Raw genomic sequence first — 13,820 nt, 5'->3', positions numbered from 1 at the left:
CCTAAAGTTTGTATCTATTCGATAGCCTCAAAGACGTTGCCCAAGAATACCTAACAGAGCCTCAAATTGAGGCTCTGCGTCAATCTTATGTGGTAGCGAAAAATGCCCATGAAGGGCAAACCCGTTCAAGCGGGGAACCTTATATCATCCACCCTGTTGCTGTTTCTCGCATCTTGGCCGAAATGCGCCTTGACCTTGAAACCCTTCAAGCTGCTCTCCTGCACGACGTAATCGAAGATTGCGATGTCACCAAAGAAGATCTTGAAGAACAATTTGGCACTTCAGTTGCTGAACTGGTGGACGGTGTCTCTAAGCTGGATAAGCTTAAATTTCGTGATCGCAAAGAAGCCCAAGCAGAAAACTTCCGCAAAATGGTGCTTGCCATGGTGCAAGACATCCGCGTTATTCTGATCAAACTGGCTGACCGCACACACAATATGCGTACGCTCGGTGCTCTGCGCCCAGATAAAAAGCGTCGTATTGCCCGCGAAACTCTTGAGATCTACTCTCCTTTGGCACACCGCCTTGGTATCCACAACATCAAAACTGAATTGGAAGAGCTTGGCTTTGAAGCCCTCTATCCAAACCGCTACCGCGTTCTAAAAGAAGTGGTCAAAGCGGCACGTGGTAACCGTAAAGAGATGATTCAACGCATCCACGGCGAAATCGAAGGTCGCCTAGAAGATGTGGGGCTTAAAGCACGCGTCGTAGGTCGTGAGAAAAACCTGTTCTCCATCTATAACAAGATGAAAACCAAAGAGCAGCGTTTCCACACCATCATGGATATCTATGCATTCCGTGTGATTGTGGACAGTGCCGACACCTGTTATCGCGTGCTGGGTCAGGTACATAGCTTGTACAAACCACGTCCTGGTCGCGTAAAAGATTACATCGCGGTACCGAAAGCGAACGGCTACCAATCTATCCATACTTCAATGGTCGGCCCTCACGGCGTACCAGTAGAAGTGCAGATCCGTACTGAAGATATGGATCAAATGGCGGATAAAGGTGTCGCGGCGCACTGGTCTTACAAAGGCAATGGTGAGCGCACAGGTACCACGGCGCAAGTTAAAGCACAGCGTTGGATGCAGAGCCTACTTGAGCTGCAACAAAGTGCGGGTAACTCATTTGAATTTATCGAAAACGTAAAATCAGACCTCTTCCCAGATGAGATTTACGTCTTTACGCCAAAAGGTCGTATCGTTGAATTGCCACTGGGCGCAACCGCAGTGGATTTTGCTTATGCAGTACACACAGATGTCGGTAATGCCTGTGTTGGTGCACGAGTTGATCGCAACCCTTACCCACTCAGCAAAGCACTGAAGAACGGCCAAACGGTTGAAATCATCAGCGCGCCGGGTGCACGACCAAATGCAGCATGGCTCAACTACGTAGTGACTTCACGTGCTCGCACTAAGATTCGTCAAGTGCTGAAAACCATGCGTCGTGAAGAGTCGATCATCTTAGGTCGTCGCCTGCTGAACCACGCTTTAGGTCGTCACAATATCGACTCTATCTACCCTGAAAACATTCAGGAAGTACTGACTGATCTGCGCTTAGAAAGCGTCGATGATCTTTTGGCAGCGATCGGGCTCGGAGAGCTAATGAGTATCGTCATCGCGCGTCGCCTGTTGGGTGATACCGATGAACTGACCACCACCAGCTCAATCCCTAGCGATAGTACGAAGAAACTGCCGATCCGCGGTGCTGAAGGTATTTTGTTGACGTTTGCTAACTGTTGTCACCCTATTCCGGATGACCACATCATTGCACACGTCTCACCTGGCCGAGGCTTAGTGGTACACCGCGAGACGTGTCCAAACGTACGTGGTTACCAACGTGAACCTGATAAGTACATGGCTGTGGCTTGGTCAGAAGACTACGACCAAGAGTTTACCGCTGAACTGCGTGTTGAGGTGCAAAACCGTCAAGGTGCATTGGCCGAGTTAACTAATGTTATCTCAAAAACGGGCTCGAACATTCATGGTTTATCAACCAAAGAGCGCGATGGCCGCCTCTATACCGTCACGGTATTGCTGACCACCAAAGATCGTGTGCATCTGGCTGGCATTATGCGTCGCATTAAGGCCATGCCACAGACACTGCGCGTTCGTCGCCGTAAGCACTAATTAACGTCACTTCAGGCCCTTGAAGCTTTGCTTTCAAGGGCCTTATTTTTACGATCACTGTTATGAACCTAGAACGCTACCAACGTATCCAACAAGTCCTTAAAGCTCGCCAAACCGACCTCACCGTCTGTATGGAAGAAGTGCATAAACCTAACAACGTTTCTGCGGTAGTCCGCACCGCAGACGCAACCGGATTACATAAAGTCCACGCCATCTGGCCAGACAGAATGCGTACCCTGACTCACACGTCAGCTGGCGCACGTAACTGGGTAGAAGTAGACAACCATCGCACCATTGAAGAGGCAGTCGCCGAATTCAAAGCGCAAGGAATGCAGGTCTTAGTGACTAACCTCTCTGATACCGCTGTCGATTTTCGTCAAATCGATTACACCAAACCGACCGCAATTATTCTTGGCAGTGAGAAAGTCGGCGCATCAGAGCAAGCAAAAAAACTGGCCGATCAAGACATTATCATTCCAATGATGGGCATGGTGCAGTCACTTAACGTTTCAGTCGCCAGCGCGATTATTCTTTACGAAGCACAGCGTCAGCGTCAAGAAGCGGGCATGTACGACAACGAGCAAAGCGCTCTGCCAGAAGAAGTGATTCACCGCACTCTATTTGAACGCGGTCACCCTGTGCTGGCGAAAGTCGCCAAACGCAAAAAACTCCCATACCCGCCACTGGATGACGAAGGTCAGATCGTCGCAGACGAAGCTTGGTGGGCGGAGATGCAAGCCAAATAGAGCGAGGAACGCAGCGCGTTACGGAACACTGCGTTTCGGGAACATGCAGCGAACTGCACTTACGGATGCGGGAACGCGTTGCTACGGAAAAGCGATCTCCTCCCGCAGTGAGGCGCAAGCCGAACGTTCCGATTCCGTGAGCGAAGCGTTTCGGGAGCGTGCAGCGAACTCCACTTACGGATATGGGACCGCGTTGCAACGGAAAAGCAACCACCTCCCGCAGTGAGGCGCAAGCCGAACGTTCCCCAATCCGTGAGCGAAGTGTTTCGGGAACTTGCAGCGAACTGCACTTCCAGATGCGGGAACGCGTTGCTGCAGAAAAGCGACCTCCTACAGCAGTGAGGCGCAAGCCGAACGTGCCGTAATCCGTGAGCGAAGCGTTTCGGGAACATGCAGCGAACTGCACTTCCAGATGCGGGAACGCGTTGCTAAAGAAAAGCGACCTCCTACAGCAGTGAGGCGTAAGCCGAACGTTCCGTAATCCGTGAGCGAAGTGTTTCGGGAACGTGCAGCGAACTGCACTTCCTGATGCGGGAATGCGTTGCTACAGAAAAGCGATCTCCTCCCGCAGTGAGGCGCAAGCCGAACGTTCCGTAATCCGTGAGCGAAGCGTTTCAGGAACGTGTAGCGAACTGCACTTCCTGATGCGGGAACGCGTTGCTACAGAAAAGCGATCTCCTCCCGCAGTGAGGCGCAAGCCGAACGTTCCGTAATCCGTATTCCGTAAACGAAGTGTTCCCATAAAGCGTTCCACGCTTTACGCTCACTTTTCCTGTACAAAAACACAGCCAAATGGTTAACTATCTGCATCTTAGTTAATGAGCTTGGTGTTATGTCGCAACTTCTGTCTGCTATCCCTCTGACGTCTTTAAGTGGCGTCGGCGCTAAAGTAGCGGAAAAATTAGAGAAGGTTGGTTTGTGTAGTGTGCAGGATCTGTTGTTCCATTTGCCGCTGCGTTATGAAGACCGTACCCGTGTCTACCCTATCGTCAAATTGCATGCTGGTCTATGGGCGGCGGTGCAAGGCAAAGTCATGAGCGTGGATACCTTATTTGGTAAGCGTAAAATGCTGACGGTAAAGATCAGCGACGGTAACGGCACGCTCACCTTACGCTTTTTCAACTTCACTGCGGGAATGAAAAACAACTTCAGTGAAGGCAAAACCGTGCATGCTTATGGTGAGATAAAGCGTGGCAACTATGGCTTGGAAATCGTTCATCCCGATTACAAGTTCTATGCGCCAAACCAAGTTGCCGAAACAGAACCAAGCTTAACGCCTGTCTATCCAACCACCGATGGGCTGCGCCAAATTACCCTGCGCAATTTAACTGACCAAGCATTAGCGCTACTCGATAAAGCTGCTGTACAAGAGCTATTGCCTAGTGGCTTGTACCCACATCAGATCACCCTCGCGCAAGCGCTGCACACCATTCATCGACCGCCTCCGGATATCGATTTGGCGCAATTTGATGAAGGCAAGCACCCAGCACAAGTGCGTTTGATCATAGAAGAGTTGCTGGCGCAGAACCTCTCTATGCTCGCAGTCCGTAGTAAAGGTCAACAAGATGTAGCGATACCTTTACCTGCGGTGGAAAAGCTCAAACAACAATTGCTAAGCCAATTGCCGTTCTCGCCAACCAATGCCCAAGCACGCGTAGTCGGTGAGATTGAACAAGATCTTGCCAAACCTCACCCTATGATGCGTTTGGTGCAAGGTGACGTAGGCTCAGGCAAAACCTTAGTGGCTGCCCTTGCCGCAGTTCGTGCAATTGAGCACGGTTATCAAGTGGCGCTTATGGCACCGACCGAACTGCTTGCCGAGCAGCACGCACTCAACTTTGCCAATTGGTTTGAAAGCATGGGCATTCAAGTCGGTTGGCTGGCTGGTAAGCTCAAAGGCAAAGCGAAAGAAGCTGAGTTGGCACGTATTGCCAGCGGTGAAGCACAAATGGTAGTCGGCACACATGCCCTCTTCCAAGAGCATGTTGAGTTTCACAACTTAGCCTTAGTCATCATCGATGAGCAGCACCGTTTCGGTGTCCACCAGCGCCTAGAGCTGCGCGCCAAAGGTGAGAAGCAAGGCAGTTTCCCGCATCAATTGATCATGACCGCTACGCCGATCCCCCGCACTCTGGCGATGACAGCGTACGCCGACTTGGAAACGTCGGTGATTGATGAGCTGCCACCGGGTCGAACGCCAATACAAACTGTCGCGATCCCTGATACCAAGCGTAATGACATTATTGAGCGCGTGCGTCATGCCTGTCTAAACGAAGGCAAGCAAGCGTATTGGGTGTGTACTTTGATTGATGAGTCGGAAGTCTTAGAAGCACAAGCGGCAGCTGATACCGCAGAAGAGCTGCAACGCATTTTGTCGGATGTAAAAATTGGCTTAGTCCACGGTCGTATGAAGCCTGCAGAAAAACAAGCGGTCATGCAAGACTTCAAAGACAACAAGCTGCACTTACTGGTGGCAACCACAGTGATTGAAGTGGGCGTGGATGTGCCAAATTCGAGCTTAATGATCATCGAAAACCCCGAGCGTCTTGGTCTCGCTCAATTACACCAGTTGCGTGGCCGTGTTGGTCGAGGCTCTGTCGCCAGTCACTGTGTGCTGCTCTACCACGCCCCACTATCCAAGACGGCTCAAAAGCGCCTTGGTGTACTGCGTGAAAGTAACGATGGTTTCGTGATTGCACAGAAAGACTTAGAAATCCGCGGCCCAGGTGAACTGCTTGGCACTAAGCAAACCGGCATGGCTAACTTTAAGATCGCTGATTTAGTTCGAGATAAACGCCTAGTTCCAGAAGTTCAGCGCATAGCGCGTCATATTCACGACAATTACCCTCAAAATGCTTTAGCGATCATCGATCGCTGGCTGGGTGAGCGTGATATTTATTCTAAAGCCTAGCGGATGCGGGAACGCGTTGCTCACGGATGTGGGACGTTCGGCTTACGCCTCTCTTCGGGAGACATCCGTAAGTGCCGTTTACGGCACGTTCCCGGAACGAAGTGTTCCGTAAGCATAGCGTTCCCAAATCCGTAGCTCAGCAAAGCTGAGCGTTCCGTTATCCATTACAAAAAAAGGCCCTGCATCTGCAGGGCGCTTTGGCTTACCAACAACTTAAATCCATTTAATGATTAACTAACTGTTTAATTACTTCAGCGTGGTTACGCGACTCGCTTTCTCACCGCTGGCTGAGACTGAACGAATCCACACTTCTCCGCTTACACTTGGGCGCGCATCATCAGCATAGGTTAGCCAGTTTTGACCATCGATTGAGTACTGTAACTCAATACCTGGGAATGCACTGTTCATCGCTAACTTACCGTTCTCAATTTTCGCCCCTGGTACTGGAAGACGGTAATCGATGCCTGCTTTCTCTAGCTTCGCCAACTCACGTTGACCAAGTACGTTAGCAAAGCGGTTGTAATCTTGGTTACGTGCTGCTTTATCCACTAAGTTGGTGTTTTGCGAATACTCTACACCCACTTGGTACTCATTTTCCCAATCCGCTTTGTGCCATGCGCGCTCTGCTGCGGCTAGAACACGTGGGAACACCATGTATTCATACTGTTCATCGTTACGTACTGTCTCTGACCAAAGCTGGGCAGACAAACCGTAGAAAGGTTTCGCTTCGATGGTGCCTTTACCCGTAAAACCATTGCCATCGCGGTCAACCGAAGTTTCAGCGTTTTGTGGCATGTTCTCTGGTGCAAAGCCGAACATCTTACGAGTATCTGTCGCACGCGTTGCCCAGTAGTAACCACGCTCTTGTGGGTCAACTTCGTAAGGCATATCCATGTAAACGTAATCTGGGTTTGACACAATCACGTCATAGCCCTTCGCTGACCACTCATACACCGAAGAAGTGCCGCCCCAGTACAGAACATCCCAGAAGTTTACGCGGGTATTTTCAGTGGCAAAGGCTTTCTCACCACCTTCGCTGTACTTCAATCCATCTTGCCACGCTTGGAAGTTAGCAATGCCTTTTTGCGCAACAATCTTCGACACTTCTTCAGCGAAGTAACTTGGTAGATGAGCAAAGTCACTCACGGTACCGTCGTTGATCAGCGCCTGACACTGTGGCGATTTAGCAAATGGCTTGTCTTGTTGAGACAGGTCAATTGAGCCTTTCCACGTCACTTTGTCTTGCGCGTTGATATCTTGGAAACCTGCGCCCAGCTTAATGTTCTTCGCTTCATCACCACCGAAATGCCAGGTCGTCAGTGGCATGCCTGCCTCATTGTGCATCGCTGCGACTTCAGAAATTACCTTGTCGACAAAACGAGTCGATGAGTCCAAGCATGGGTTTATGAAACTGTGTTTATCGTAAAACTGTACCGTCGTAACATTCGATGTGTCTTGTGGGTCCATCAAACGATATTCATTGGCTTGCTGCTCTTTGCCTTGCGCCATTAAGCGATCGTAACGCGCCTCCATTGAAACAACTGCAGAGCGTGCGTGAGCTGGCATATCGATTTCAGGAATCACCTCGATGTTACGTGCGCCCGCGTACTTCAAGATCTCAATGTAGTCAGCTTTGCTGAAGTAGCCCGAACCAAAATTATCAGAAGAAGGACCAGAGCCTAACTGCGGTAACAAACATTGTTGTTCATCCAAATCAAAACAACGCTGGCCGCCGATGTCGGTTAGCTCAGGAAGGCCTGGTATTTCTAAACGCCAACCTTCATCATCGGTCAGATGAAGGTGTAATTTGTTCATCTTGTACGCCGCCATTTGGTCTAGCGTCGCCAGAATCGCTTGTTTGCTGTGGAAGTTACGCGCGACATCCACCATCACGCCACGGTAATCAAAACGCGGCGCATCAATAATACGTAATACTGGTAGTGTCTCTTGCTCACCCGTTAAGGCAAAAATTGATTGCACAGCATAGAACAAACCAGCTTGGTCAAATGCTACGATCTTGATGCCATCTTCAGCGATCACTAACTCATAAGCACCAGATTTCGCTAAATCTTCAGGAAACTCACTCGGTACAATTGCAGCATTGATGGCTAACTCACCGGCAAGGTTCACTTCAAGTAGATTGGCGCGCGCTTGCAGTGCCGCGTACTGCTCTGATGAGAAATCAGCATTGTTGAGCTTAATGCCCTTAGCGATACTCACCACGCCTTGCCCTTCTTCGACAATCAGTGGGGTTGGCAATAGTGTTGTCGATACATCTTGCTTGGCAAGATCGGCGTTCTTTTCAAAACGGGTAACAGCGGTGGCGAACACATTGTTGTCATCCGGTGTACGTTTTAGGTTATCGCCCTCTAAGCCCGACACAAAACTCGCCACATCTTCTGTATTGAGTGAAGCAATCATTTTTGGCTGTGCATCTGGTGCAGTGATAAACGCGCCCGGCATAAAGTCAGTCGCAAATAACTGCCAATATTCACCAATCAAGCCCAATTCGATTTTTTCACCTGCAGCAAAACCATCAAATTTATCGGTTGGCTCTAGTTTATGTAGATCACCAGTGACACGAGTGATTTTAAATTGGTCACTATCCACATCGAGAATTAAGCGAATGCTGTGGAAGTAAATCGCCCAACCTTTACCATTAACCGCTTCACCTTGATTTTCTAGCGTCATGATCACTTGATTACATGATGCCCATTCCGCACCTAAGTTTTCACACGCTAAGCCATCATTGGCTCCGTGGTTAGTAACAACTTGGTAGTGAATATCTAAGTTGTCTGCGAGCAAATCGACTACTTGTTGTGAGTTTTGCAGAGACGAGCAGCCGCTCAAAGTTGCTAACACCGAAGCTGCAATCAAAGTTGGTTTCAACATCTTACTTACCTTTCAAACACATAACACGCAGCCAAACAGCTGCACTTACCAAAAAAGAAAATCCAATGACAGGCAATATAAGTAGTTATTTTTCAGCGTAAAATTAATCGTGTTAATAGAGTGATCTGATTCAAATTACGCCTCGAGATAAAAATATAAAAACAATAAAATCATATACTTAATAACTCCGTTAAAATCACAAAAATTATTTTGACGAAAATTGTGGGCTCAACGTCACGTTTAGTGATGAGAACATCAATAACTTACGAGTAGGAACTCACTGTTTCATATTAATAAAAAGGATAGTTGTTGAATTTTCGTGATAAGAAATGTGCTTCAAGTCCCACTTTGTGACACGTCAATTTTACTCAACAAGGCGGATTTTGACGGTTTTTCCACGGCGGGGAATAAGTGGAGCGGGGATACGGAAATGGGAACGCTGCGCTCACGGATGCGGGGATAAGGAATCGGGAACGCTACGCTCACGGATGCGAGACGTTCGGCTTACGCCTCTCGAGGATGAAAAAATCGATATCATGAGTGCGAAAACGCAACGAACCACTCTCCGTAAGTGCCGTTTACGGCACGTTCCCGGAATGGAATGTTCCGTAGCAAAGCATTCCAATTACCGTTCCAAAATCCGTAAGCCCAGCAACGCTGGGCGTTCCGCTCTTCTAGTCTTTAACCAACAAGATCTCACTCCAAGGTAAGTTCTCATCACCGAGGACGATAAAGTTCGGGTTCTCTAACGTGTCACGTTCATTGTAGGAGAGCGGTTCGAGTTGGGTGCTAAGAATGCGTCCACCAGCCTCTTCGACGATACATTGCGTTGCGGCGGTATCCCACTCACCGGTTGGACCAAGGCGCAGATAACAATCCACCGCACCTTCAGCAACCAAGCATGCTTTGAGTGCAGCTGAACCTAATGGCACTAAATCATAATTCCATGCAGTGCTCATGCGACTGGTAATGCGGTTGATATCTTGACGACGGCTAATCGCAATCGCGATTGGGTGCAGAGGACCTTGATGCTGATGCGTAGTAATACGCACGCTCTCATTCATATCAGGAATTTTCCATGCGCCCTTGCCTTGGTAGGCATAGTAAGTCACACCAGACACCGGACCATACACCACGCCCATCACCGGCTTGTGGTTCTCGATCAGGGCAATGATAGTGGCAAAGTCACCACTACGAGCAATAAACTCTTGTGTGCCATCTAATGGGTCAACTAGCCAGTAGCGATCCCACTGCGAGCGTTGCTCTAAACTGATGTCAGCCGCTTCTTCAGAAAGTACCGGGATATCAGGGGTTAGCTCAGACAGTTTTTCGACGATAAACTTGTGCGCAGCGAGATCGGCGCTAGTCACAGGCGTCTCATCGGCTTTGATAAATTCTTCGTACTGCTTTTTCTGATAGATATCTAAAATCAGCTGGCCTGCTGCGCGCGCCACATCAATCACGGCTGGTAAGTGATGCGATAAGTCTTGGGTTATTGGCATAAATAAATCCTTGGCACGTACTCTATTATGGTTTTAGGTATCTCAAAGCGAGCATCAGTGCGGTAATACTGCGCGCCTCGCTAAAGTCGAGGTGCGTTAATAATTCTTCTGCTTGAGCCAATGGCCAGCGCACCAACTCTAGTGGCTCAGGCTCATCGCCTTCCAATTTTTCAGGGTAAAGATCTTGCGCGACAAACAACGTCATCTTGCTAGAAAAATAAGAAGGCGCTAGCACCACTTCTTTTAATGGCACGATCTGATTGGCACCAAAACCAATCTCTTCTTTAAGCTCACGGTTGGCAGCCTCTGTCGCACTCTCACCAGGGTCAATTAACCCTTTAGGAAAACCCAACTCGTAACGCTCAGTACCCGCGGCGTACTCTCGCACCAAAAGTAAATCACCTTGTGCGGTCACAGGCACAATCATCACCGCATTACGACCACTTGGGCGCATACGCTCATAAGTTCGCTCTTCACCGTTGCTAAAACGTAAGTCCAACGCTTCAATGGTAAACAAGCGAGATTGAGCTACCGCTTGTTTATCCAGAATCTCTGGCAGCGTCTTTCTACTCACAAGATCTCTCCTTATGCTAGGCTCTTACTAACATTCTTAATATATGAGAAGACAATAGTTTAAACCAGTTTCTCAAGCACTTAATTCCGCAAGCTTAGATCTAGCGTCCCCTTTCTACTTGGAGCTGCTATTTCAAAATTTTGAGGTAGTCAGTTACAAAAAAGGCGCTCGTAAGCGCCTTTTTTCATCATATTCAACAGCAGTTAGTAGTAAGAGTGCTCACCGCGGTCATGCTCCGTTGCATCACGCACAGCAGTAAGTTCACCTTCAAACTGTTGAAGTAGCTCTTTCTCGATGCCTTCTTTAAGTGTGACATCAACCATTGAACAGCCATTACAACCGCCACCAAATGCAACGATCGCAATACCTTCATTGGTAATTTCCACTAAGCTCACATGACCACCGTGACCAGCCAGTTGCGGGTTCACTTGGGTTTGGATCACATACTCTACACGCTCAACAAGTGGCGCATCATCAGACACTTTACGCATTTTCGCGTTAGGTGCTTTCAAAGTTAACTGAGAACCCATCTTGTCAGTCACGTAGTCAATCTCTGCGTCTTCTAGGAAAGGCAGGCTGAGTTCATCCACATACGCAGAAAGAACCTCAAACTCTAACTCTGTATCTGTAGCTTCCACCGCTTCTGGTGGGCAGTAAGAAACACCACATTCAGCGTTTTGCGTACCTGGATTTACCACGAACACGCGAATGTTAGTACCTTCTGGCTGCTGAGCTAGCAGTTTAGCAAAGTGTTCTTGAGCGCTTTGGCTAATAGTAATTGGATTTGACACGACGAATACCTGAGTAAATTTGTAGGATATTTGTTGACCATTTTACTCCTGAAAATTTTCAGATCTAGTCCTTTAAGGCGAAATCGTAAACTTATCGCTCACTATGTGGCTCAGGAGTACGGCAGATACAATAAATATCAACGCTTTTGGCTCCGGCATCAAGCAGTAATTTGCATAATTGCTGAACGGTACTGCCGGTTGTCACCACATCATCGACAATCGCCAACGAGGAATAATGGTTAATTTCGATCAACTCAAACGCATTTGTAAGATTTTGTTGTCTCTGTTTACGGCTCATCCCCAGTTGCGCTTTGGTGGCGCGAGTACGTTTAAATAGCGTGACACATGGCAAGCCAAGTCGCTTTGCTAAAGCTTTTGCGATCAACTCACTCTGATTAAACCCGCGCCATAACTGACGCCGCCAGTGTAAAGGCACAAAAGTAATTGCATCAACATCAGGGGTAATTTGCTGCGCCAACATCTGCGCCAGAATATCGGCTTGATGCAGTTGGTGATTAAACTTGAGCCGCTGCACATAGTGCGAGAGCGGTGGCGTATAATCTCCAACACAATACAAATGTCGCCATAACGGAGGCAACGTTAAGCATTGACCGCAATAATCCACGACCCGCTGACAAGCGAGACCACAGCAGCGACAACGTGGCACTTGCAAGGAGTCTTGGCAGCGTCGACACAGCAACCAAATATAACTCGCCGATACATCGCGCTTTTCTATCGGCAAGCCACAGTGCTGGCAATAATGCGCAATCAAACGCTGCCTGTTTTTCTGCCACCATTGCGTTAACATAGTCCACCCAAGGCTAAGGATTTATTTCATAGTGCAACAGCGGTCAGCTTGAAAGGATGGTTTAAGTGGTAAAAGTTGAGACAAAGTCAGTAGAGTTACATTGGCAAAGTATTGGTGAAGGCAAGGATCTAGTACTACTGCATGGCTGGGGCATGAATGGGGCGGTATGGCAGCAAACAGCCGAAGTATTAAGCCAGAACTTTCGTGTTCATGTGGTTGATTTACCTGGCTTTGGTCACAGCCACCAATCCAGTTTTGATACGCTGGACAATCTCACCGAGCAAGTATTGCAAGATGCCCCAGAAAAAGCGATTTGGCTTGGTTGGTCACTCGGCGGTTTAGTTGCTTCCCATATTGCTTTGCACCATCCTGAACGGATTAACGCTCTCATCACGGTGGCCAGCTCTCCTTGTTTTTCTGAGCAGAAACCTTGGCGCGGAATTCAAACCAAAGTCCTCAAAGCCTTCACGGCGCAATTAATGGATGACTTTCAGCTCACGATTGAACGCTTTATCGCCCTACAAGCAATGGGTAGCCCATCGGCCAGACAAGATCTAAAAAACCTTAAGCAAGCGGTGCTATCGCGCCCAGTACCCAATCAGCAAGCCCTACTGGCAGGCTTAAACCTGCTGGGTGATATCGACCATCGCCATCTACTAAACCAAGTCAGCGTGCCAACCTTACGTCTTTATGGTCGCTTAGATGGCTTAGTACCTGTGCAGGTGGCCGAAGACGTATCACAACTGATGCCCAATAGCCAAAGCTATGTCTTTACCCAGTCATCTCACGCACCATTTATGACCGAATTTGAATTATTTTGTCAACAGGTCAGCGAATTTGCTCACTTAACCCAGTGATATACATACACTTACATATTATCGCGACAGAAATTTGAATTAGGCGCTAAATATTTGACCATCACCGCCGATAATACTAGGAGCTGACATTAGCCAATGTCAGCGGGCGAAACTGAGGAGGTCTCGGTTATGATCGTGTCACCCACTAACGTGAGCGTGCCACTTATCGCCCCATCGGTGAATGTGCATACGGAACAAACGGCGCGAGATAATCGCATACGTCAGCCCATTGTCCCTACTGTTGCACTAGCCAAAAGTAATGCTGAACGCAAAATCAGCGGGGAAGATAAACGCCGACGTGAGTCTGCGTGGGACCCGGCCGAACATCCAAACTATGGCACCGATGACGAGCAAGTTACTGATGCTTCTCAACATGACCCGCCACAGAATCCATTGGATCGTTTGTTTGAATTGCTCGCGCTGTCGAGTTATAGCAATCAGCAAGGTACAGGCTACGCAATGCGGTTTCGTTTACCCAAGCGCGTTATCGATGCAGCGATAACCGAAGGTCGAATGGCGAAGCGTCGGGTCGTGATTAAATTTCGTTACGGTCATGCGGTTGCGCCACATACGCCTTCAGAGGTCATTGCGGTGTTGTAGTCGCTCTTAC

At 48.6% G+C, this 13,820-nt stretch carries 10 protein-coding genes; 5 read left to right on the top strand and 5 right to left on the bottom strand.

The features are described 5' to 3' along the window. The first annotated feature begins 8 nt into the window (after window positions 1-8). The 3 genes from spoT (at window position 9) to recG (ending at window position 5,786) form a co-directional block, all read left to right on the top strand. A complete protein-coding gene (gene spoT / locus IRQ95_RS17280; RefSeq protein WP_194438229.1) occupies window positions 9-2,129 on the top strand; it encodes a bifunctional GTP diphosphokinase/guanosine-3',5'-bis pyrophosphate 3'-pyrophosphohydrolase in 2,121 nt (706 codons plus the stop codon). A gap of 62 nt (window positions 2,130-2,191) precedes the next feature. Continuing rightward, a complete protein-coding gene (gene trmH, locus IRQ95_RS17275) occupies window positions 2,192-2,875 on the top strand; it encodes a tRNA (guanosine(18)-2'-O)-methyltransferase TrmH (protein WP_194438227.1) in 684 nt (227 codons plus the stop codon). Between the two features lie 832 nt (window positions 2,876-3,707). Next, window positions 3,708-5,786: an ATP-dependent DNA helicase RecG gene (recG, locus tag IRQ95_RS17270; protein ID WP_194438224.1), complete on the top strand. Its 2,079-nt coding sequence runs from the start codon at window positions 3,708-3,710 to the stop codon at window positions 5,784-5,786. A 246-nt stretch (window positions 5,787-6,032) separates the two neighbouring features. Here the strand turns inward: recG and IRQ95_RS17265 are convergent, their stop codons facing one another. The 5 genes from IRQ95_RS17265 to IRQ95_RS17245 form a co-directional block, all read right to left on the bottom strand. Further along, window positions 6,033-8,678: a beta-N-acetylhexosaminidase gene (locus tag IRQ95_RS17265; protein WP_194438222.1), complete on the bottom strand. Its 2,646-nt coding sequence runs from the start codon at window positions 8,676-8,678 to the stop codon at window positions 6,033-6,035. Between the two features lie 674 nt (window positions 8,679-9,352). Continuing rightward, complete coding sequence (gene cysQ, locus IRQ95_RS17260; RefSeq protein WP_194438220.1) at window positions 9,353-10,180, bottom strand: 3'(2'),5'-bisphosphate nucleotidase CysQ; 828 nt, start codon at window positions 10,178-10,180, stop codon at window positions 9,353-9,355. Window positions 10,181-10,205: 25 nt separating this feature from the next. Further along, window positions 10,206-10,754 (bottom strand): ADP compounds hydrolase NudE, encoded by a 549-nt coding sequence (gene nudE, locus IRQ95_RS17255; RefSeq protein ID WP_194438218.1) that lies wholly within the window; start codon window positions 10,752-10,754, stop codon window positions 10,206-10,208. 203 nt (window positions 10,755-10,957) lie between these two features. Next, window positions 10,958-11,545 (bottom strand): Fe-S biogenesis protein NfuA, encoded by a 588-nt coding sequence (gene nfuA, locus IRQ95_RS17250; protein WP_194438216.1) that lies wholly within the window; start codon window positions 11,543-11,545, stop codon window positions 10,958-10,960. A 91-nt stretch (window positions 11,546-11,636) separates the two neighbouring features. After that, window positions 11,637-12,353 (bottom strand): ComF family protein, encoded by a 717-nt coding sequence (locus IRQ95_RS17245; RefSeq protein WP_194438210.1) that lies wholly within the window; start codon window positions 12,351-12,353, stop codon window positions 11,637-11,639. Between the two features lie 65 nt (window positions 12,354-12,418). Here IRQ95_RS17245 and bioH point away from each other — a divergent pair, with 65 nt between their 5' ends. Together bioH and IRQ95_RS17235 are read left to right on the top strand one after the other, a co-directional pair. Next, the gene (gene bioH, locus IRQ95_RS17240; protein WP_194438208.1) at window positions 12,419-13,210 is read left to right on the top strand and encodes a pimeloyl-ACP methyl ester esterase BioH; all 792 of its coding nucleotides are present in this window, start codon (window positions 12,419-12,421) and stop codon (window positions 13,208-13,210) included. A gap of 129 nt (window positions 13,211-13,339) precedes the next feature. Then, complete coding sequence (locus IRQ95_RS17235) at window positions 13,340-13,810, top strand: ATP-dependent Lon protease (protein WP_194438206.1); 471 nt, start codon at window positions 13,340-13,342, stop codon at window positions 13,808-13,810. The last annotated feature ends 10 nt before the right edge of the window (window positions 13,811-13,820 follow it).

The sequence above is a fragment of the Vibrio fluminensis genome, from assembly GCF_015278125.1.
Classification (GTDB): Bacteria; Pseudomonadota; Gammaproteobacteria; order Enterobacterales; family Vibrionaceae; genus Vibrio; species Vibrio fluminensis.
The sequence above is the reverse complement of the archived record's forward strand: the minus strand, read 5'-3'. Positions and strand labels throughout refer to the sequence as shown.